Source organism: Rothia sp. CCM 9419 (genome assembly GCF_048512815.1).
Taxonomy (GTDB): Bacteria; Actinomycetota; Actinomycetes; order Actinomycetales; family Micrococcaceae; genus Rothia.
Map to the genome: position 1 here is coordinate 69170 of NZ_JBLXXY010000008.1, position 22218 is coordinate 91387.

Annotated in this window: 23 protein-coding genes; 21 read left to right on the forward strand and 2 right to left on the reverse strand. The window is 46.7% G+C overall.

Annotated features, from left to right (window positions below):
* Positions 1-36: 36 nt before the first annotated feature.
* On the forward strand, positions 37-1806 hold the full coding sequence (gene aspS, locus ACN08W_RS07505; protein WP_419109186.1) for an aspartate--tRNA ligase: 1770 nt from the start codon (positions 37-39) through the stop codon (positions 1804-1806).
* 175 nt (positions 1807-1981) lie between these two features.
* Positions 1982-2743, forward strand: a complete 762-nt coding sequence (locus ACN08W_RS07510) for a siderophore-interacting protein (RefSeq protein WP_419109165.1) — start codon at positions 1982-1984, stop codon at positions 2741-2743.
* Positions 2744-2760: 17 nt separating this feature from the next.
* On the opposite strand, the gene ACN08W_RS07515 is transcribed toward ACN08W_RS07510, so the two are convergent.
* Positions 2761-2868, reverse strand: a complete 108-nt coding sequence (locus tag ACN08W_RS07515; RefSeq protein WP_419109187.1) for a DUF4357 domain-containing protein — start codon at positions 2866-2868, stop codon at positions 2761-2763.
* Positions 2826-3623, reverse strand: a complete 798-nt coding sequence (locus ACN08W_RS07520) for a GIY-YIG nuclease family protein (protein ID WP_419109166.1) — start codon at positions 3621-3623, stop codon at positions 2826-2828. Before ACN08W_RS07520 ends, ACN08W_RS07515 begins: the two co-directional genes overlap by 43 nt.
* Before the next feature lie 109 nt (positions 3624-3732).
* Here ACN08W_RS07520 and dtd point away from each other — a divergent pair, with 109 nt between their 5' ends.
* The 19 genes from dtd (at position 3733) to carA (ending at position 22193) form a co-directional block, all read left to right on the forward strand.
* A complete protein-coding gene (gene dtd, locus ACN08W_RS07525; RefSeq protein WP_419109167.1) occupies positions 3733-4167 on the forward strand; it encodes a D-aminoacyl-tRNA deacylase in 435 nt (144 codons plus the stop codon).
* A 39-nt stretch (positions 4168-4206) separates the two neighbouring features.
* Positions 4207-5652, forward strand: coding sequence for a replication-associated recombination protein A (locus tag ACN08W_RS07530; RefSeq protein WP_419109168.1), 1446 nt, complete (start codon positions 4207-4209; stop codon positions 5650-5652).
* Positions 5653-5905: 253 nt separating this feature from the next.
* Complete coding sequence (gene rpsD, locus ACN08W_RS07535) at positions 5906-6538, forward strand: 30S ribosomal protein S4 (RefSeq protein ID WP_419103744.1); 633 nt, start codon at positions 5906-5908, stop codon at positions 6536-6538.
* A 249-nt stretch (positions 6539-6787) separates the two neighbouring features.
* Complete coding sequence (locus ACN08W_RS07540) at positions 6788-7171, forward strand: DUF948 domain-containing protein (protein WP_419103745.1); 384 nt, start codon at positions 6788-6790, stop codon at positions 7169-7171.
* Positions 7171-7632, forward strand: a complete 462-nt coding sequence (locus tag ACN08W_RS07545; RefSeq protein WP_419103746.1) for a hypothetical protein — start codon at positions 7171-7173, stop codon at positions 7630-7632. The genes ACN08W_RS07540 and ACN08W_RS07545 overlap by 1 nt, the downstream gene beginning before the upstream one ends.
* Before the next feature lie 75 nt (positions 7633-7707).
* Entirely contained in the window at positions 7708-10392 is a 2685-nt protein-coding gene (gene alaS, locus ACN08W_RS07550) for an alanine--tRNA ligase (protein WP_419107319.1), read from the forward strand.
* Between the two features lie 3 nt (positions 10393-10395).
* On the forward strand, positions 10396-10950 hold the full coding sequence (gene ruvX / locus ACN08W_RS07555; RefSeq protein WP_419103748.1) for a Holliday junction resolvase RuvX: 555 nt from the start codon (positions 10396-10398) through the stop codon (positions 10948-10950).
* Positions 10940-12163: an endolytic transglycosylase MltG gene (mltG, locus tag ACN08W_RS07560; protein WP_419103749.1), complete on the forward strand. Its 1224-nt coding sequence runs from the start codon at positions 10940-10942 to the stop codon at positions 12161-12163. Before ruvX ends, mltG begins: the two co-directional genes overlap by 11 nt.
* Positions 12144-13097, forward strand: coding sequence for a shikimate dehydrogenase family protein (locus ACN08W_RS07565; protein ID WP_419109169.1), 954 nt, complete (start codon positions 12144-12146; stop codon positions 13095-13097). The genes mltG and ACN08W_RS07565 overlap by 20 nt, the downstream gene beginning before the upstream one ends.
* Before the next feature lie 114 nt (positions 13098-13211).
* Positions 13212-14426 (forward strand): chorismate synthase, encoded by a 1215-nt coding sequence (gene aroC / locus ACN08W_RS07570; RefSeq protein WP_419107321.1) that lies wholly within the window; start codon positions 13212-13214, stop codon positions 14424-14426.
* Positions 14427-14432: 6 nt separating this feature from the next.
* Positions 14433-15056 carry a shikimate kinase gene (locus ACN08W_RS07575; protein WP_419103752.1) on the forward strand — a complete coding sequence of 208 codons (624 nt, stop codon included), beginning with the start codon at positions 14433-14435 and terminating at the stop codon, positions 15054-15056.
* Complete coding sequence (gene aroB, locus ACN08W_RS07580; RefSeq protein WP_419103753.1) at positions 15053-16156, forward strand: 3-dehydroquinate synthase; 1104 nt, start codon at positions 15053-15055, stop codon at positions 16154-16156. The genes ACN08W_RS07575 and aroB overlap by 4 nt, the downstream gene beginning before the upstream one ends.
* 167 nt (positions 16157-16323) lie before the next feature.
* A complete protein-coding gene (gene efp / locus ACN08W_RS07585; RefSeq protein ID WP_419101667.1) occupies positions 16324-16887 on the forward strand; it encodes an elongation factor P in 564 nt (187 codons plus the stop codon).
* 20 nt (positions 16888-16907) lie between these two features.
* Complete coding sequence (gene nusB / locus ACN08W_RS07590) at positions 16908-17318, forward strand: transcription antitermination factor NusB (RefSeq protein WP_419103754.1); 411 nt, start codon at positions 16908-16910, stop codon at positions 17316-17318.
* 217 nt (positions 17319-17535) lie between these two features.
* Entirely contained in the window at positions 17536-18111 is a 576-nt protein-coding gene (gene pyrR / locus ACN08W_RS07595) for a bifunctional pyr operon transcriptional regulator/uracil phosphoribosyltransferase PyrR (RefSeq protein ID WP_419103755.1), read from the forward strand.
* 6 nt (positions 18112-18117) lie between these two features.
* Positions 18118-19119, forward strand: a complete 1002-nt coding sequence (locus tag ACN08W_RS07600) for an aspartate carbamoyltransferase catalytic subunit (RefSeq protein ID WP_419109170.1) — start codon at positions 18118-18120, stop codon at positions 19117-19119.
* A 9-nt stretch (positions 19120-19128) separates the two neighbouring features.
* On the forward strand, positions 19129-20454 hold the full coding sequence (locus tag ACN08W_RS07605; protein WP_419109171.1) for a dihydroorotase: 1326 nt from the start codon (positions 19129-19131) through the stop codon (positions 20452-20454).
* Positions 20455-20457: 3 nt separating this feature from the next.
* On the forward strand, positions 20458-20979 hold the full coding sequence (locus tag ACN08W_RS07610) for a hypothetical protein (RefSeq protein WP_419109172.1): 522 nt from the start codon (positions 20458-20460) through the stop codon (positions 20977-20979).
* Positions 20980-21032: 53 nt separating this feature from the next.
* Entirely contained in the window at positions 21033-22193 is a 1161-nt protein-coding gene (gene carA / locus ACN08W_RS07615; RefSeq protein WP_419109173.1) for a glutamine-hydrolyzing carbamoyl-phosphate synthase small subunit, read from the forward strand.
* Positions 22194-22218: the final 25 nt, after the last annotated feature.

Below are 22218 nucleotides of genomic sequence, written 5' to 3' on the forward strand. Positions count from 1 at the left end.
ACCTGAAGATAGGTGGTACCCGTGGAAAGGAATCGAGTGCTACGCACACACACCCTCGGCGAACTAACCGCCGAACACATTGGACAGACTGTCACATTAACCGGATGGGTAGCCCGCCGTCGCGACCACGGCGGTGTCGCGTTCGTTGATTTACGTGACCGTGAGGGCGTCACACAGTGCGTTTTCCACGATGAACAAGACTTTGAGCACCTTCGCAATGAGTACGTTCTTAAAGTTGTTGGTGAAGTGACCCGCCGTCCAGAAGGTAACGAAAATCCCCAGCTAACAACCGGTGAGATTGAAGTTGAGGTTAAAGAAACTGAGGTGCTCAATACTGCTGCACCGCTACCATTCCAAATCGACGAACACGTAGAAGTCGGTGAAGAAGCTCGCCTCAAGTACCGTTACCTTGACTTGCGTCGTCCAGAACCAGCACGCCTAATGCGGCTACGTTCTGAAGCAAACCGTGTTGCACGTAATGTTCTTGCAGAAGATGGGTTCACTGAAGTTGAGACGCCTACTCTAACTCGCTCCACCCCCGAAGGTGCACGAGACTTCCTTGTTCCAGCTCGTCTAGCACCTGGCTCTTGGTATGCACTTCCTCAGTCTCCTCAGCTTTTCAAACAGCTCCTACAGGTAGGTGGCATTGAAAAGTATTACCAGATTGCTCGTTGCTACCGTGACGAGGACTTCCGTGCAGACCGTCAACCCGAGTTTACTCAGCTTGATATTGAAGCCTCTTTCGTTGATCAAGAAGATATTATCAATCTTGGTGAACGCATTGTTGAGGCGGTATGGAACCTTATCGACGTCAAAGTTCCACGCCCTATTGAACGTATTACGTTCAAAGACGCTATGGAAAAATACGGTTCAGATAAACCTGATTTACGTTTCGGTTTGGAGCTAACAGAACTAACAGACTACTTTAAAGACACAACTTTCCGGGTCTTTAAGGCTCCTTATGTTGGCGCTGTTGTTATGCCTGGTGGTGCTTCCCAGCCCCGCCGCACTCTTGACGCATGGCAAGAGTGGGCTAAACAGCGCGGTGCAAAAGGTCTAGCTTATGTCCTGATTCAAGAAGACGGTGAGCTTACTGGCCCTGTTGCAAAGAACATCACCGAAGCTGAACGTGCTGGTCTGGCAGAAGCTACCGGCGCTAATCCTGGCGATTGTATCTTCTTCGCTGCAGGTGAAGCTAAAGCTTCTCGCGCGTTGCTTGGTGCTGCGCGTGTTGAAATTGGGCATCGAACTGGTCTGATTAAAGATGGTGAATGGTCCTTTGTTTGGGTTGTTGATGCACCCATGTTCGAACCAGCCGCAGACGCTACAGCATCTGGCGATGTGGCATTGGGCAACTCTTCGTGGACTGCAGTGCACCACGCCTTTACCTCACCTAAACCTGAGTTCTTAGAAAACTTTGATCAGAATCCCGGTGAAGCTCTTGCCTACGCATACGACATCGTATGTAACGGTAACGAAATTGGTGGTGGATCTATCCGTATTCACCAGCGTGATGTTCAAGAACGCGTCTTTGCCGTGATGGGTATCGGGGAAGAAGAAGCCCGAGAAAAGTTTGGGTTCCTTCTTGATGCGTTCTCCTTCGGTGCCCCTCCGATGGGTGGTATCGCTTTTGGCTGGGATCGTGTGCTGCAGCTTTTGGGTGGTACCGATTCTATTCGTGATGTTATTGCGTTCCCGAAGACTGGCAATGGTTTTGACCCGCTAACGGCCGCGCCTGCACCAATTACTGCACAACAGCGTAAAGAAGCTGGTGTTGATGCAAAACCTAAAAAAGACGAAAAATAATCTTTGAGTCTTTACCTCTGAGATAAAAGGTTTGGGGTGCAACATATGTTGCACCCCAAACCTTTTTCGTATCTGATACCCATAGATAAAAATAAGGTTTACCTAACTTTTAGTCTTCTTCTCTGGCATACTGGACTCATTAGCTTTCGTTGATGATGAGAAGAAGGGGTATCTCATGGGACGCGGTATATGCGGTGCGCTTCTAAAAGTTTTGCGTGCAGGAGATTATTCATGTACGGTACGTCGCATCTGGCAGCACAGCCCAAGTATGCTCGCATTACGAGTTAGCTCCCCAGAATTTGTTCAAGAAGTTCACCCCGTACAGGGAGAGTATCTTCGGTGTTGGTTTCCCTCTTTAGAGAACCCGAATAGAGAGGAAATGCGAGGATATACCATTACTGAGGTGGATGAACAGACAGGGGAGTTTACCTTATTCGTTCTTCTCCACACACCATATGGTCCGGGTAGTTATTGGGCTACTCATGCCGAAGTTGGTGACACCTTTGAGTTTTCCTATTATGGGTCACACCCTTTTGAAGTGCCGTCTAAGATACCTCAAGGTTTTGTCTTTATTGGTGACGCTGCAGGTATTCCTTATATTAATTCGGTGATTGAGGTTTTAGAGGGACGTTTTCCAATACAGATTTGGTTATCTCGGTGGCATGAAAGCGATGAAAGCATCCCGTTATGCTCTGGAGAAAATATTACGGTACATTGGATTGAACCTACCCCAGAAGCAATGCTGGAGAAAACAAAAAGCTGGGATTGGGAAGGGTGGTTCCCTCATCTTGTCTGTGAGGCTAAAGTTCTTTTGCCCACCCGAAGATATCTTCTTAAAGAGACTTCAGTTTCTAAAACTTTTATGCATTCTCACGCCTATTGGGTCAAAGGTCGTGCGATGGGAACTACGCGAGATATTCGAGAAGTAGAAAATTAGCCTTTTTTATCTCGCCTTTACAGGTCTTTGAGAGGTGTGCCATCAACAGTTTTCCAAGCTCGGTTTCCACTGATGGACGCGCCTACGACAAATTCAGCAGCACCTGATGGGCTGGAGAAAAGAATATCTTCAGTAAGTTTTCCTTCACAGATATGTGCGCGGTGACGTTCACGTTGCTGAAAAACTCTTGGTGGGCAAGTTCGGGTAGTTTCAGAGCGAATTTGTGAATTACAAAGACTACAAAACCTTCAGACGTTTGCTGTCCGGTAGCAACAGCACCCCTTTCCTTCAGCTCAAGGACAGGTGCTTTCTGTTTTTGTGTCTCTTCTTGTGGAGTATCTCTCGGGCGAACAAGTGGTTCAAAAACAAAGAATCCTAAAGAGCCCATTACCAATTCTGCGTAACTAATGAATTCCTCCAGCTCAGCTTGCTTTTCTTCAGTGATGTTCCCTCGACTAGGAAGATTTCCGTTCTTTACATGGTATCGACGAGCGTCCTTTGCTATCTGTGTAAAACGATGTTCTAAATATGATATTTCCGTTGGTCCGAAAGAATTATTGGAAGTTGTCATCACAACAGCCTGATTAAAGTAGTCCTTATTAGCATCATGGCAGTGTTCTTCTATACGACCTAAAACACCTCTACCGTTTTGACGAGTTCCAGCCTGTCCTACGTATACAGAACCTTGCCCGTCCGATTCATCTATACCAAAAAGAAAATAAACACCAGTTTGTTCAAGTGCCGGAATATCTTGTGCACCGCGGATAAAAGTACGAGGTATTTTATAAACTAACCCTGTCCAATTTGCGAGGGTGCTTTTAACACGACCGTCAACGACCCCATCCATGAGGAATAGCTGGATTGTTTTCGGTGACGGCATATTGTTCATCCTTAGAATTTGAGTACGAAAGAATGCTTTAACGATAGTCTAAAAAGGTTTAAAATAACATGTAACAATTCAATACTCTCACAAGAGAGGATAAATCTTTATGAAAGTCGTGATTCAACGTGTACAGCAGGCTGAGGTCTGTGTAGGTGGACAACAAGTTGGTGCTATCGACCGTGCGGGGTTACTAGTTTTAGTTGGTATCACTCACACTGATACCCCTGAGATTGTCAAAAAACTTGCGGAGAAAACATGGAAATTGCGTCTTCTCGAGGGTGAAAAAAGCTGTTCAGATATTGGGGCACCCATTTTAGCTGTGTCGCAGTTTACCTTATATGCAGATTCTCGCCGTGGACGCCGTCCTTCGTGGTCAGCTGCTGCTAGACAAGAAGTGGCAGAGCCTCTATTTAATAGTTACGTTCAGTATCTTGAAGAATTAGGTGCAGAAGTCTCTCAAGGAATATTCGGTGCTGAGATGCAAGTTAGCCTCATCAATGATGGTCCTGTAACTATTATTCTTGATAGTGATGAGCTATAAAAGTCCTTCCGCAATGGTGGGGAAGGGTAGGATAGCAACGTGACAGATTCTCTTTTTACCCTTGATGATGGCAACGAAAAACCTGCTCCTGAAGCGAGTCGATCTTTTACTCAGGCACCTTTGGCAGTGCGGATGCGCCCACGTACCTTAGATGAGGTGATTGGACAGAAGCAACTTCTTCATCAGGGCGCACCTTTGAGGATTTTAGCGGGAGAGTCAGCTGGACCAGCTGGGCCCCAGTCTGTCATTTTATGGGGCCCTCCAGGTACGGGAAAAACTACTCTAGCGCATGTTATTGCTAGGGGTAGTGGTGGGCGAAAATTTGTTGAACTTTCTGCAATAACAGCTGGTGTTAAAGACGTTCGTCAGGTCATGGAACAAGCTCTATTAGATCGTGACATGTATGGAACAACTACCGTATTATTCTTAGACGAGATTCATCGGTTCTCTAAGGCCCAGCAAGATGCTTTACTTCCTGGCGTTGAGAACCGTTGGGTTGTTCTCGTTGCTGCAACTACGGAGAATCCGTCCTTTTCTATTATTTCTCCGCTGGTGTCACGGTCTTTAGTGCTCACTTTAGAATCTTTACAAGACGATGATATTCGTCAACTATTACTTCGAGCAGTTGAAGATTCTCGCGGTTTCGCTGGAAACGTCCAGATATCAGAACATGCACTTGAACATTTTGTCGCTTTGTCAAAAGGTGACGCTCGTAAAGCGTTAACTGCCTTAGAAGCAGCTGTAGCTACCGCTTATGGGCAAGAAAAACTATCTCTTAAAGAAGTGATAGAAGAATCTGAAAGTTCACGCCCTATCGTGGTTTCTTTAGAACATGCTGAAGAGGCGTTGAACCAAGCATCTATTCGATATGACCGTAACGGTGATCAACATTATGACGTCATTAGTGCCTTCATTAAGTCTATTCGTGGTTCAGATGTTGATGCCGCATTGCATTATCTTGCAAGGATGATTACGGCGGGGGAAGATCCTCGTTTTATTGCCCGTCGTTTAGTCGTACACGCTAGTGAAGATATTGGCATGGCAGATCCTACCGCTTTAACTACTGCAGTGAATGCCGCACAGGCTGTGCAACTAGTTGGTATGCCAGAGGCTCGTCTTAATCTTGCTCAAGCAACTATTCACCTTGCGACAGCACCTAAATCTAATGCTGTGATTGCTAGTATCTCTCAGGCACTAGGGGACGTGAAAGCCGGTAAAGGTGGAGCCGTTCCTGTGCACCTTCGTGACAGCCATTATCCTGGGGCAGCTGAAATGGGTCATGGGCGTGATTATATTTACCCTCATAGTGTTCCTTTTGCTGTAGCTGAACAACAATATCTGCCAGATGATTTAGTAGGTCGGAAATATTACCACCCCACTGAGTATGGTGAGGAAAAGAATATTGCTCGTCGTTTGAGAGCTATTGTAAAAATTTTACGAGGGTCTTCATCTGGTGAAACCACACGGAAAAATCATGAAAAATAGGTGTGAAAAAATACACCTAAGATGTGTAGGTGTTTATGCACATGTGAGGTAAGGTAGAACCGTGGTTGGCAAGCCTATCTAAAACGCACATTTCGATGTGATCACCAAATAGGTTGCAGTGTCTGAAGTGCGGCTGCTTCACACTCTCCACCGCATGAAATCGTGTGCGGATATTTTGGAGGCCAATCCATCAGAACAAATGGTCAGCACACTAGCTGTTTTGTGTGCTACCAACCGCTATGAAAGGTAAATTGTGGCTAAAAATAACCGCACCCGCCGTACCGTGCGTCATTCTCGTGCTCTTGGTATTGCGCTGACTCCTAAGGCAGAAAAGTACTTCGAACGTCGTCCTTACAGCCCCGGTCAGCATGGTCGTAACCGTCGTAAGGCTGATTCCAACTACGCAACCCACCTTCGCGAGAAGCAGCGTCTACGCGCTCAGTACAACATTCGTGAAGCTCAGATGCGTCGCGTATACCTCGAAGCTAAGCGCGTTGAAGGCCAGACCGGTAAGAACATGGTCGAGATTCTTGAAACTCGCCTTGACGCACTCGTTTTGCGTTCCGGTTTTGCACGCACCATTGCTCAGGCACGTCAGCTTGTAGTTCACCGCCACATTATGGTTGATGGTGTTCGTGTTGACCGTCCTTCCTTCCGTGTGAAGCCAGGTCAGCTCATCCACGTTCACCCTAAATCTGAAAAGATGGCTCCTTTCCAGGTAGCTGCTACCGGTGCACACAAAGATGTTTTGCCTGATACTCCGGCATACCTCAACGTTGAGATTGAGAAGCTCCACGCTAAGCTCGATCGTCTACCTAAGCGTGAAGAGATTCCGGTCATCTGCGAAGAGCAGCTTGTCGTTGAATACTACTCACGTTTGGCATAAGCATACGTTCGTACAGCCCGTGCTCTTTCCATCACTGGAAGAGGGCACGGGTTGTCCGTTTTAATGCGTCAGTTTTTGATTCAACCGTCGTTTTCTGCGGTTAATGTGTGCTCCGAAAAAGATGAGAAAATACGATAACCCGAAAATAAATCGTCTGTATCTTATTCCATGCAGTAGTATTGTTATCAATTCGTGTTCTTAATTTCTGATATTGAGGCGCACATCGTACACACGAGGAAAGAAGGATCTATGAGCGGTGGAGACATTGCCGGGCTTATCGCTGCGGCAGTATTTGCAATACTTGTAGCGCTTCTAGCCTTACCCATCATTAAATTAGGGAAAGTTTTTGACGAACTAGTAGTAACGATTCGTTCTCTCAACGGAGAAACCACTCCTTTAATTAGGGAAGTGACGAAAACTGTTACAACCACCAATACCCAATTAGAAAAAGTAGACGACATTACCAATAACGTTTCTGACGCTTCAGCTAACGTGTCTGCTCTTTCCTCGTTGGTGACATCAACGGTTGGGCAACCTCTTATTAAGGTTGCGTCATTCTCTTATGGTGTACGTAAAGCTATGCGTTCAGATAAACAAAACACACCACCTGCAACACCGAAGGAGCGTCCATAATGGGGTTCTGGAAAAGTGCGGCATTATTAGCTGGTGGGGCAGTAGCTGGTTATCTGGCGCAGCGCATCAACCAAACAACAGACGTGAGCCAAGCATTGGCACAACGAACTTCATCAGAGTTATCTTCAGCTTCTGGACGGAAGGCTCAAGTGGCACGCTTCTTTGATTCTCCGTGGGGGCAACCTCTTCAAAAGGTTGTACTAAAAGCAACTCAATTTGCTGCTCAAGTAAAAAGCGGGATGCAAGAACACGAAGCTCAGCTACAACAAAGATTTCAAGAACAAAAGAATGAGGCTCGCCCCGGTTCTTTAGACACATGGGCAGTACCTGAGAACTCTGACAGTGCTGAACTAACACCGCATAATACGCCTTCGCCACTGGCCGGCACGGAACGTAGAGTTCAACGTGACCGTCAGCTAGGTGAAGACTTTTTTGAAGGTCATACTTCTAGCGGGTCTTAAACGTTATCGGTTCTAGTAGCCTTTTATACATTTTTAGAACATTTATTCATCATCATAGGTTAGGAATATAGCTTCATGCTTTCACAGGAAATATCAAAGCGATGGCTTGAATTCTTTAAAGAACGCGGTCACACAGTCGTTCCCTCCGCCTCGCTTGTTTCCAACGAGCCAGGTGCAATGTTTACCATCGCCGGTATGGTTCCTTTTATTCCTTATTTCTTGGGTCGTGAAGTTCCTCCTTATCGTCGAGCAACTTCCGTACAGAAATGTATCCGCACCCTCGATATTGAAGAAGTAGGTAAAACAGCTCGCCACGGAACGTTCTTCCAGATGGCTGGCAACTTTTCTTTCGGCGACTACTTCAAAAAAGAGGTTATCCCTTGGGCGTGGGAACTTCTTACTACCTCTGTTGAAAAAGGCGGGTTTGGTCTTGACCCAGACCGTCTTTGGGTGACCGTCTATGAAGGCGATGATGAGGCCTACGAGCTATGGACGAAGACCGTCGGGCTACCTGCCGAACGCGTACAGCGTATGGGTATGAAAGAAAATTATTGGTCTACTGGACAGCCTGGCCCTGCTGGTCCTGACTCTGAAATCTTCTATGACCGTGGGCCTGCCTATGGTAAAGATGGTGGCCCTGCTGTTGACGATGATCGCTACATTGAAATCTGGAACCTTGTGTTCATGCAATACCAGCGTGGTGAAGGTACTGGAAAAGATAGCTTTGAAATTCTTGGGGATCTACCTGAGAAGAATATTGATACGGGTCTAGGCGTTGAACGTCTTGCAATGCTATTACAAGGCGTTGAAAACTTCTACGAAACCGATCAGGTTCGTCCGGTACTTGATGCTGCAGCAAAACTATCAGGCAAGACATACCACGGTTCTGAAACAGCTCAAGATGAAGGATATGAAGATGACGTTCGGATGCGTGTTGTTGCAGACCATATCCGTTCTTCACTGATGCTCATTGCTGATGGCGTGACCCCCTCTAACGAAGGTCGTGGATATATTCTCCGCCGCCTGATGCGTCGCGCTATTCGAGCTATGCGACTTTTAGGTGTTACTGAGCCATGCTTGCCAGTGTTATTCCCAGCTTCTCGCGATGCAATGGGTGGCGCATTCCCCGTCGTGCTTGAAGACTTTGAGCGTATTTCACGTATTGCGTATGCGGAAGAAAAAGCATTCTTAAGAACTATTGAGTCAGGTACTGAACGTCTCGAAGAAGCTGTTAAAGAAGCTAAAAAGGGAAGCTCTATTGTTTCTGGAACTGAAGCTTTCACTTTGCATGACACCTATGGTTTCCCCATCGACTTGACGCTAGAAATGGCTGAAGAAGCTGGAGTAAAAGTCGACGAAAAAGCTTTCCGTGAGCTCATGGAAGAGCAACGTACTCGCGCACAAAAAGATGCTAAAGCCAAAAAGGGTGCTTTCGCAGATCTTTCTGCATTACGTGAACTTGCTAATGAACGCGGCTCCGTATTTACCGGTTATGAAGAGCTCAAAACACAGACTGTCTTACGCGCTATTTTGGTTAATGGTGTTACTGTTCCTGTTGCTCAGGCAGGGGACCGCATTGAAATCGTTTTGGATGAGACTCCTTTCTACGCTGAAGCAGGTGGTCAGGCAGCTGATACCGGAGTGATTAGTGGTAACGGTTTTGTGATTGATATCGATGATGTGCAGCAACCTGTTAAAGGTTTGAGCGTGCATCGTGGTGTTGTTCGTGAAGGCGAAGCTCTAGCTGGTGCTGAAGTTGTTGCACAGGTGAACGAACGTCGCCGTCGCGATGGTGAAAAAGCTCACTCTGGTACACATATTGTGCACGCAGCATTGCACCAAGTGCTTGGAAATGAAGCAACGCAGCGTGGCTCTTTCAATAAAGAAGACTACCTACGTTTCGACTTTGCATGGGGTGAAGGATTATCTGAGTCTGTTCAGCGTGAAGTTGAAGAAGTTGCTAACACCGCAATTCGTGACAACCTACAGACTGTGACACGAGAGATGCCGTTAGATGAGGCGAAGAAACTCGGCGCAATGAGTCTCTTCGGTGAAAAATACGGTGATACCGTACGTGTCGTCGAAATTGGTGGAGATTTCTCTCGTGAACTTTGTGGAGGAACCCACGTGTCATCCTCTGCAGAGATTGGTTCTTTGACATTGCTTTCAGAACAATCTGTTGGTTCTGGTAACCGTCGTGTTGAAGCGCTTGTCGGATATAGCTCCTTTAACCATTTGGCAACAGAACGTACTCTTGTTAACCAGCTGACAGGCATGATGAAAGTACAATCTTCTGCTGAACTTCCAGAACGTCTTTCTCAGACTCTGACAAAACTGAAGAGTGTTGAAAAAGAGCTGGAGAAACTTCGTACTGAAAAACTTCAGGCTGAAGCTGGAAAACTAGTAGAATCAGCAGAACTCATCGGACAAATCCGAGCTCTCGTTCATAATGCTGGTGAACTATCAGTGAATGAGTTACGTAATCTTGCAATGGATTTGCGTCAACGTCTAGGCTCAGAGCCTGCTGTTGTTGCAGTAACAGCTGTTAATAATGGTCGCCCGGTTGTTCTCGTGGCAACTAATGAAGGTGCTCGTGAACACGGCGTTAAAGCTGGAGCTTTGGTTCGTGTTGCTGCAGGCATCCTTGGTGGCGGCGGTGGCGGCAAGGACGATATGGCTCAAGGTGGCGGACAAGACCCAACAAAGGTTGAGGATGCGCTCACCGCTATTCGTTCTGAACTTGCGAAAGTCAGTGCTTAACCTATGACTTTTACACCAGGAGTGCGCATGGGAGTCGACGTGGGTAACGCTCGCGTCGGTCTCTCCCTCTGCGATAGAGATGGAATTCTAGCGACGCCGCTCAAGACTTTACGTCGAGACCTTAAAAAGAACTCTGATCGTAGAGTCTTGCGTACCCTGGTGAAAGTCCACGAAGTTACCGAAATTTTCGTGGGCTTACCTAAGACCATGCGCGGTGGAGAATCATCATCAACGCTTATGGCTCGTTCTTATGCACAAGATCTCGTTACTGAACTTGTAGCAGAAGGATATTCCATTCCTGTATGGTTAGTAGACGAGCGTTTAACGACGGTCAGTGCTCATCGCACTTTGCATGAGGCTGGGGTATCGTCACGAGATTTTAAGACAATGGTGGATCAGGTAGCTGCAGTTAATATCTTGCAGTATTGCCTAGACACACTGAAAGCAGGCAATCATGTTGCTGGATTTTTAGTGGAGCCTCAGACAATAGAATGCGCTGAGGAGATTTCCTCAGCACCACAGACGAAAAACGATATGGAGAACTTGAGTGAGCAATAAAACGAACTCGAGCCGATCGCCGAAACGTTCAGTTCACCGTGATGAGCCAGAGAACCTCAAAATGATTTTGAGCCCCTCTGAAGAAGATGAACGTGAGGGTATCCTCGGATTAGTTGTTGAGCATGATCTGCTCACTCCTGAACAACGGCGTAAAATTCGTCTTCGCAGGCGCAATACCATGCTCAGTGCAGGACTTGTTTTTGCCATTGCCGTGGTCATGATTATCGCAATTATTAGCCCTCAGCTAGGGTGGTTCAAGCGCAAAGATTTTAGTGGTTCCGGTAATGGGACAAGCGTGAGCTTCACGGTTGCCCCTGGTGCTTCTACTATTGGTGTAGCAAACCAGCTAGAGAAAATGGGTGTTATTGCTGACGCTGACCGTTTCCTCTCTGTCTACAGTGATATGGGAGAGAAGAAGTATATTCAGCCTGGTGAGTATAACCTTCAAGAAGAGATGAGCAGCCAATCAGCACTTGATGTTCTTCTCCGTTTGAACGAAGCTAATCAAGTGTATATTGCTTTGGCTCAGACTCTTCGTATCGAAGAATCTCTAGATATTATTGCTCAAGCTACTGGTGTTTCACGAGATGAACTCAATAAGTTTAATCAGAACCCTCAGAGTCTTGGAGTTCCTGCTAATTTCCCTTCTCTAGAAGGTTGGATGCATCCTGGTGAATATCGTTTTGACCAGGGAACAGACATCAAAGATATTATGCAAAGCATTGTCGATGAGACGAAGAAAGCATTATCTGATGCTGGTGTAAAGGGCGATGAGCAAGCATTTTATGTTCTAACGGTAGCTTCCATCGTGGAATTTGAAGGTATTACGCCTGACTATAAGGCTATTGCAGGGGCTATCGAAAACCGTATTAATAACCCTGATGGGGAAACTAGCGGGTACATTCAGTCCGATGCTACGGTTGCTTATGGTCTAGGGAAGAAGACCGTTCACATTACAAATGAGCAAAAGCAAGACCCGTCAAATAAGTACAACACTTTCTATTACAAAGGCCTTCCTGCTGGCCCTATTGGTTCACCGGGTACTAACGCTATTGATGCCGCAGCAAACCCCGATAAGAATGACTACTATTTCTGGGTGACTGTCAATCTTGATACTGGCGAAACAAAGTTTGCTAAGACCTATCGTCAGCATCTGAAGAACGTTGAAGAATACGATAGATGGTGTCGTGAACATGATGGCAAGTGCACCTAAAATAGATGATTCGATGAATACTCGGAAGAAAGCTTTTGTTCTAGGTGACCCTATTGAGCATTCGCTTTCTCCGAGCCTTCATCAGGTTGCCTATGAGCATCTTGGGTATGAGATTGATTATGGTCGTTGGAAAACCTCTATTGAGGAACTTCCAGAACGGTTTTTACCTGCTCTAACCGAAAATGTGGTTGGCTATTCTGTAACGATGCCGCTGAAAAACGCCGTGATTGAGAATCTTCATGAACTGACTGATTTTGCGAAGGTTCTTGATGTTGTCAATACGGTGTATTGGCGAGGTGAAGGTTCTTCTCGACGAGCTATAGGGCATAATACTGATGTTTCGGGCATCGTCAATGCCTTGCACCATGCTGGTGTTCGTGTATCTACAGACGACTCGCCACGGGCTATTCTTGGTGGTGGCGGAACTGCTACCTCTGCATTGATGGCACTGTCCTTTTTGGGTTCTACTGAGGTCGATCTTTATGTGCGTTCTGTAGAGCGCGCGGCAACTGTTCTTCGGCTAGCCGAGAAACTGGAGATACGTCTTAACATCTGTCGTTTTGAAGATTTTGCTTCACAATATTCGGTTTATGAAGCCGTTATCTCAACTTTGCCGGCAGGAGTGGCTGATCAATTTGCCCCAACGCTGGGGTCTTCTTTGAACGGTGTACTTTTCGATGTGAGTTATGACCCGTGGCCTTCTACCATTGCCTCGCGTTGGGAAGATGCTGGGGGAGTTATTGTCTCTGGTTTAGATATGCTGCTGTATCAGGCTATCGACCAGATTAAGCTTTTTACAGGTCATGCGTTAGAAGAGACGTTACCTGAACAGCTTCAGATGATGAATGCGATGTGTTCAGCTATTGGGTTGTTACCACGAAATAAGCTACCGCTTAATGTTTATTCGATGGAACATTTTGGTTCTTGTGGTTAATACAGTTTTCATGTGAAGACATCAAAAATTTTATTCAGTTTATTTTCTGGGTACTCTAGTGCTTAGGGAAGAACCTTTTGGTTATCACACTACATATGTAAAGGAAGTCAGACCATGTTGCGTTGGCTCACAGCCGGTGAATCTCACGGTGAAGCTCTTGTCGGTATTATTGAGGGCGTCCCAGCAGGTGTAGAACTGACCTCGCAGATGGTGCGTGACGCTTTGGCTCGACGTCGTCTCGGTTACGGGCGTGGAGCACGTATGAAGTTTGAAGAGGATCAGGTTCGTATTTTAGGTGGGGTGCGTCATGGTAAAACACTGGGTGGACCTGTTGCTTTAGAGATTGCGAATACGGAATGGCCAAAATGGGTTGATGTGATGAGCGCTGACCCTGTAGATCCTGCACTACTCGAAGGACGCGCACGGAACGCGCCATTGACTCGTCCTCGACCTGGGCACGCTGATTTTACGGGAATGCAGAAATATGATTTTGATGAAGCACGACCTGTTCTAGAAAGAGCTTCCGCACGAGAGACGGCAACTCGTGTAGCTCTCGGTGTTGTTGCTTCTCAGCTTCTCAAAGCTCTAGGAGTGCAGTTGGTAAGTCATACAACAGCTATTGCTGATGTATGCACTCCAGAAGATGCTCCTCGTCCATGCCCTTCTGATGTTGGGGCACTTGATGCTGACCCATTACGTTGTTTTGATTCTGCCACTTCTGCTGCGATGGTTCAGGCTGTAGATATGGCTCATAAAGATGGTGAGACTCTTGGTGGGGTTGTTGAAGTCCTTGCCTACGGTCTTCCTCCTGGGCTTGGTTCTTACGTTCATTGGGACCGTCGTCTTGATGCACGTCTTGCTGCTGCATTAATGGGGATTCAAGCCATTAAGGGTGTCGAAGTTGGAGATGGGTTTTTGACAGCTTCTCGTCCGGGAACTCGTGCGCACGACGAGATAAGCGTGAATGAGCACGGTGTTACTCGTGATTCAAATCGTGCCGGAGGTATCGAAGGTGGTATGAGTATCGGAGACCTCTTGCGAGTTCGTGCTGCGATGAAGCCTATTGCTACAGTCCCTAAAGCGTTGAAAACTATTGATACTTCTACTGGTGAGGTTGCAAAAGCTCACCATCAGCGTTCAGATGTATGCGCGGTACCTGCTGCTGGTGTTGTTGCTGAAGCGATGGTTGCACTGGTTCTTGCTGAAGCTGCTTTAGAGAAGTTTGGTGGGGACTCTGTGACTGAGACTCGACGGAATATGGATGCTTATCTTGCTGCTATTCCGCAGTCTTTGAGCTGGGAGTCGAACGTTGCCGGTTGGGACCGTTAGACGCCTATGTCGAAGCAGCGTCTTTCTCCAGAGCGTGTTAGTGTCTCATCACCGGACCCTCAGCATGTTCGTGAAGTTCAAGAAGAGTTCTTAGATCGCCGTCGGCCAGTAGTTTTTATTGGTCCGATGGCTGCTGGAAAGTCTTATATAGGGATGCACTGTGCCCGTTTTTATGGGTATCAGTTTTTAGACGCAGATCAGCTCATTACCGAACAATATGGATCGATACCAGAAATGTTCGATACTTTAGGAGAAGAATATTTTCGTAAAGTTGAGAGCGAAACTATTTTTCAAGTTCTTGAGTCTCCACAGTATCGCAATAGTATTTTTTCGTTGGGTGGTGGTGCACCCATGAGTGAGCAGGTTGCACAGAAACTCAAAAATGAGTGTGTTATTTATCTGAAGGTGGATGCTGATACTGTTCGCCCACGAATTTTAGGTAATAAGACGCGTCCACTTTTGCAAGGGGATCCTATCCAGCGTTGGAATGATATTTTTCAACTACGCAAAGAACGCTATGAACAGTTAGCAAGCTACACGTTGGATGTTCGGGGGTCTCGTCCTATTTCAGAGATTGCTGCAGAAGTTCAACAATTTATTTTACGTACTCGTGGGGGAGTAACAGCATGAGCAATAATATGGAGCCAACCGTTATTTCGGTTACGGGAGATACCCCGCAAGAAAATTATGATGTTTTTGTTGGACATCATCTTTTAGCTCAGTTACCTGAGATTCTGGGTGCTCAAACTCGCCGTGTGTTGATGATTTATCCGAGGGCTTTGCGTTCTACCGGTGAACTGGTCATGGAAGATTTACGTTCGGCCGGTTATGACTCTTTCAGCGCAGAGATACCTGACGCAGAAGAAGGAAAACATCTTCAAGTAGCAGGTTTTTGCTGGCAGGTGTTAGGGAAGAATGATTTTACTCGTTCTGATGCAATTATCTCTATTGGTGGCGGAGCAGTCAGCGATGTGGCAGGTTTTGTGGCCTCCACCTGGTTGCGCGGTGTGAAGGTTGTTCATATCCCGACAACTTTACTTGGCATGGTCGATGCTGCAATCGGTGGAAAAACAGCGATTAATACTGCTGAGGGAAAGAATTTGGTAGGGACGTTCTACCCTCCGGCAGCTGTTTTATGCGAGTTAGGAACGTTACGGACTTTGCCCGTTCATGAATTATTGACGGGGCTGGCAGAGGTCATTAAATGTGGGTTTATTGCTGATCCTGAGATTCTCGATATTATTGAAGGCAATCCTGATGCTTTACGTGATTCTCAGTCTGCAGTAATTCGTGATTTAATTGAGCGCTCTATCCGTGTTAAAGCTCGTATTGTTTCTGAGGATTTAAAGGAATCTGGCCTTCGAGAATTCCTGAATTATGGCCACACTTTTGGTCATGCTATTGAGCGAGTTGAGCGTTATCAGTGGCGTCATGGTGCGGCAGTTGCGGTAGGCATGGTTTTTGCTGCTGAGTTATCTTTGGCTGCAGGGTATGTTGATGAGTCAGTGGTAGAGCGTACTCGTCGTATCTGTCAGTCGGTGGGTCTTCCGGTGAGTTATCGTGGGGACCGTTGGCAGCAGCTCATTGAGTCGATGCGCCGAGATAAAAAGGCTCGTGGAAATTTGCTTCGTTTCGTCCTTCTTGAGGGGTATGGTTCACCTCGTATTTATGAAGTTCCTGATGATTCTTTGTTGTTTGCAACGTATCAGGAAGTTTCTTCTACCTCGTAGGCTTTATAGACCCTCATCTATATGATGAAGGCTGTGTGTTCTGGCACAGGGGAGCATCTATTTTATGTTTCTTCGTCCAATACAGCTGTCTTTATCTCGTTGAAGCGTTACAATGGCTAAGAATCATTTGATTATTGATAATTCCCATATATTTGAAGGAGAGTCGGTTGGCTACTACCGCTGACATTAAGAACGGCGTTGTACTTAAGATTGATGGTAACCTCTGGTCGGTTATCGAATTCCAGCACGTCAAGCCAGGAAAAGGTGGAGCGTTCGTTCGTACCAAGTTGCGTAATGTAACCTCCGGCAAAGTTGTCGATCGTACGTTTAACGCTGGCGCAAAGGTCGATACTGCTACTGTTGATCGTTCTGATTATCAGTATCTCTATCAAGATGGTGATGATTACGTTTTCATGGACGTAAAAACTTACGATCAGATTAACGTTCCTCAGGTTGTTGTTGGTGACGCAGCAAATTATCTTCTTGAGTCTCAGGTTGCTACTATCGCGATGCATGAGGGTGAGCCACTATACATTGAGCTTCCTGCATCTGTTGTTCTTGAGATTACGTACACTGAGCCTGGCCTTCAGGGTGACCGCTCTACCGGTGGCACAAAGCCTGCAACAGTTGAGACTGGTGCTCAGATTCAGGTTCCACTCTTCTTGGAGACTGGCACTAAAGTTAAGGTTGATACTCGTACCGGTGAGTATCTTGGTCGTGTAAACGACTAGAAGAACAGGGCATAAAATACGTGAATTCACGAACTAAAGCTCGATTGAGAGCAGTTGAAGTTCTTTTTGAAGCTGAGCAACGAGATGATGAGATTCTAGACGTATTGACTCGTCGTCGTTTACATACTTCCGCGCAGATTTCTACGTACTCTGAGCAGATTGTGCGCGGTGTACAAGAACATGACGAAGAGATTCGTGAGTATATCGAAACGTACTCTCAGGACTGGACCATGGACCGTATGCCTAGCGTAGATCGTATTCTTTTGCGTATCGGAGCATGGGAACTTCTCTATAATGATGAGGTTCCAGATCTTGTTGCTATTTCAGAAGCAACGGGACTAGCTCGGGTGCTTTCGACTAACGATTCACCTAAGTTCATCAATGGTCTTTTGGAGCGGTTGCGTCAAGTTAAACCTACGCTTCTTGCATAAAAGTATCTTTCAACGGTGGGGTGGCTACACTATGTGGCCACCCCACCGTTTTATGCGTGGTGACGTGCTGATTTACCGGATAACTTCATCGTTTTTCTCAAAAACTTTTCTCAAAACATCTCTTCTTGCAGGTTTGCCAAGATAAAACATGATAGATTGCTCCATAAAGCAAGCAACCTTTAAGTCCGTCCCGTGAGGCGGGGAAGGAGGCCGGCAGATGAGTGAACTCTACCCAGTGATGGGTCGCACCATTCTTAACGAAGCCGATATTAACCGTGCCTTGACACGTATTGCTCACGAAATCCTTGAAGGAAATCGTGGTGCAGAAAATCTTGTCCTTGTGGGGATTCAGCGCAAGGGCGCACCATTAGCGCAACGTTTAGCAGAAAAGATTGCGCGCACTGATTCGTCTTTTAATCCTCAGCTATGCCTCGGTCAATTAGATATTACAAAATACCGAGATGATCTCAATTCAAAACCTGAGAAGACTCCTTTACCAACAGTTCTACCAGCATCCGGTATTAACGGTAAAAATCTCGTGCTCGTCGATGATGTTTTATATTCCGGAAGAACGATTCGAGCAGGTTTAGACGCTCTCAAAGACTACGGGCGTCCGGCATGTGTGCGTCTAGCTGTTCTCGTTGATAGGGGACATCGCGAATTACCTATTCGTGCAGACCACGTTGGTAAAAACCTTCCCACCTCATCTGAAGAACTTGTTCGTGTATATCTCGAAGAAATTGACGGTTGCACCGATCGCGTTGAGATTTTGCACCCTAATAGCGGAGAATAAAAGACCATGCGTCATTTACTAGACACTAAAGAATTAACTCGCGAAGAAGCGATAAGTATTCTCGATACCGCCGATTATATGGCAGAAGTGGGCCGGCAGGAGGTGAAAAAACTTCCTGTCTTACAGGGCCGTACCGTGGTAAATCTCTTCTTTGAAGACTCTACTCGTACTCGACTTTCTTTCGAAACAGCCGAAAAACGCCTCGGCGCCGACATCATTAATTTTGCTGCTAAAGGTTCTTCTGTTTCTAAAGGGGAATCTCTCAAAGACACTGCTCAGACCTTAGCTGCAATTAATGCTGACGCGTTTGTGATTCGTCATAGCGCATCAGGGGCACCTCAGCGTTTAGCAGAAGCTGGATGGACCAATATTCCAGTTCTTAATGCTGGCGACGGTACACACGCTCACCCTACTCAGGCACTTTTAGATGCTATGACACTTCGACAGTTCCAGCATCAGCTATCAGGTATTCCGACTCAAGGTGCTGCACTTGAGGGAATGCGTGTCGCTATTGTTGGCGATATCCTTCACTCTCGTGTTGCTCGTTCAAACCTCTGGCTTCTACACACATTAGGAGCAGAGGTTATTTTTATAGCACCGCCTACTCTTTTACCTCATGATATTGATCATTGGCCAGTTCAGGTGTACTACAACTTTGATCAGGCCTTAGCGCATGGTGTTGATGCGGTAATGCTACTTCGTATTCAAAAAGAACGTATGAATGCTGCGTTCTTCCCTAGCGTTGAAGAATACGCCCGACTATGGGGGCTTACCCCTGAACGTTTCAAAGCTTTAGAACGTTCGGGAGAACAGACAGCCGTTCTACATCCGGGCCCAATGAACCGCGGGCTTGAGATTAGTTCTCTTGCAGCAGATTCTTCACAATCGTGGGTTCTTCGTCAGGTCAATAACGGAGTCTCTGTGCGCATGGCGGTGCTCTATATGCTAATGACTGGCCAAGACGGCAGCGAACTTTACTCTTCAAATAACACACAGATTCACCCATAGCGAGAGAACATGACAGAAAAATATCTCATTAAAAATGTTTCTATTCTTGGTCAAGATACAGCAGATATCCTTATTGAGGCCGGAAAGATTGTGCAGATAGGTACAGCATTGACAGCTGATGATGCTCACACCATTGAAGCACAGGGGCTCATTGCTTTACCTGGTCTTGTCGATTTGCACACCCATTTGAGAGAACCGGGCCAAGAAGATGCTGAAACGGTTGAATCTGGAACTCAAGCAGCTGCTTTAGGTGGCTATACAGCGGTTTTTGCGATGGCGAATTCTCAGCCTGTGGCAGACACTGCAGGAGTTGTTGAGCAGGTATATGATCTTGGAAAAAAAGCAGGCTGGGCGCAAGTCTATCCTGTTGGCGCAGTAACCGTAGGTCTCAAAGGAGAACGTCTTTCAGCAATCGGTGCGATGGCAGATTCTCGTGCTCAAGTACGGGTTTTCTCTGATGATGGTATGTGCGTATGGGATCCGGCACTGATGCGTAGAGCCCTAGAATACGTCAAGACTTTTGACGGAGTCATTGCTCAACATGCGCAAGAACCTCGGTTAACCGAAGGTGCTCAGATGAATGAAGGAAAAGTTTCAGCAGAACTTGGTTTAGCAGGATGGCCTGCTGTAGCTGAAGAATCCATTATCGCTAGGGACGTTCTTTTAGCTGAACATGTTAATTCTCGTGTGCATATCTGCCATCTTTCAACACGTGGGGCAGTAGATATTGTGCGCTGGGCTAAGTCTCGTGGTGTTCAGGTGACGGCTGAAGCAACACCTCATCATTTACTTTTGACCGAAGAACTTGTCCGAAGCTACGACCCTGTATATAAGGTGAATCCTCCTTTGCGAACCGAAGAAGACGTTATGGCTCTCCGTCAGGCGGTTGCAGATGGAACGATCGATATTATTGGCACAGATCATGCTCCGCACCCAGTAGAGTCTAAAGATTGCGAATGGGCTTGCGCGGCAAATGGTATGACCGGTTTGGAACAGGCATTATCAATTATTCAGAAAACGCTTGTTGATACTGGTCTTATTGGTTGGGAGCGTGTTGCAGAAATTATGAGTTTCCGTCCTGCTCGTATTGGCAGTGCAACAGGTCAAGGACGTCCCATTGCACCAGGCGAGCCAGCACATATCGTACTTTATGATCCTCAAGCAACACGCGTTATCAACTCAGCTGAACAGGCGACACGAGGTAAGAATAATCCGTACCAGGGGTTAGAAGTTCCAGGCGCCGTTCGTGCAACCTTCTTTGCCGGTCATCCTACTGTTTTAGAGGGGTCTTTAGCGACGCCGCGCCGACAACCAGCAGAGGGGAACAGCCTCTAAACCATGTCAAAATATTTTTTCCCCGCGCTTGTATGTATCGGTGTTGTTGTCTTAGCTTGCCTTTTGATGTGGCGTGGCTGGTCGGCACGTAAAAGACGTCAAAGTGAGCTAGGCCCTTTAGCGCCGGTACCAGAACGTTACGATGAGTTACCGCCTGATGTTGTTGTAGCTGGAACGTATGTTGTGACAACTCTACTAGGGGATTGGTTGGCTCGTGTTGCAGTGCATACTTTAGGTGTTAAATCTCGGGCTGAGTTATTCATTTTTGATGAAGGACTTGTTTTAGCCAGAGAAGGTGCACAACACCTATGGATTCCTTATCGCGATGTTATTGCAGTACGCCAAGAATCAGGTATTAACGGAAAGTTTGTTGAGAAGGATGGTCTTCTCATCATCTCGTGGATGTTCAATAGCACTGCCGTTGATACAGGGTTTAGGCTATTGCACCCGCAGGAGCAAGAAAATATTCAGAAAGAAATTCTTCGAAGAGCACCTCAGGCGAAGGATTCTCTTCCAGCTCTTTAGTCCTCAATGATTGATGCGAATTATCGCAAAACACTATATAAGGAAGTTAGTTGATGTCTAATCTAACTCAGCACCAGCCCGCTCTTCTCGTATTAGAAGATGGCACGGTTTACCGTGGACAGGCTTATGGAACAGTAGGAAAGACTCTCGGTGAGGCCGTCTTTTCTACCGGTATGACCGGTTATCAAGAAACTCTCACTGACCCTTCTTACGCTGGTCAAATTGTGGTGCAGACTGCTCCTCATATTGGAAATACTGGTGTTAACGCTGTGGATGCGGAATCACGTCAAGTGTGGGTTGCCGGATACGTTGTACGAGATGCTGCCCGACGTCCTTCAAATTGGCGTAGTGAAGGTTCTCTCGATGATTATCTTTCAGCGCAGGGAATTGTAGGTATTGAGGGGATTGATACTCGTGCCCTTACCCGTCATTTACGTTCTGCTGGCGCTATGCGTGCTGGTATCTTTTCGGGCGAGTACGCGCAACGTCCGGTATCTGAACTGTTGACGATGGTGCAAGAGTCTGAGCCGATGCAGGGACGACAGTTAGCGGAGAGTGTTTCTTCTGAACAAGCATATACCGTTGAGCCACAAGACTTCGGGTGGGAGGGTCCCGTTCAAGGAGTTTTGGCGGCTTTGGACTTAGGCATTAAATCTATGACGCCCGAACAGTTCGCACGTCGTGGTGTTCGTGTTCATGTTTTGCCTGCTTCATCAGACTTTGAGGCTATTCAGGCGGTCAAACCTGACGGCGTGTTCTTCTCAAATGGCCCAGGAGACCCCGCTACTGCCAACCAGCAGGTTGAACTTCTACAACAGGTTCTTCGTTCTTCTATTCCGTTCTTTGGTATTTGCTTTGGTAACCAATTGTTAGGTCGTGCCTTAGGTTTTGGTACATATAAGTTGCCTTTCGGGCATCGTGGGATTAACCAACCTGTTCTTGATAAGACAACAGGCAAAGTAGAGATTACAGCCCAAAACCATGGCTTTGCAGTGGACGCACCTCTCGATGAGGTGGTGACGGCTCCATGTGAGGAATTTGGTCGTGTTGAGGTTTCTCATATCGGCCTCAACGACCGTGTTGTTGAAGGATTACGTTGCTTAGATATTCCAGCCTTCTCAGTGCAGTATCATCCTGAAGCTGCGGCTGGGCCACATGATGCAGCGTATCTTTTTGACCGCTTTATCGATTTGATGAAACAACACCAGAACTAAGAAACTCACAAAGGATTTTGTAAAC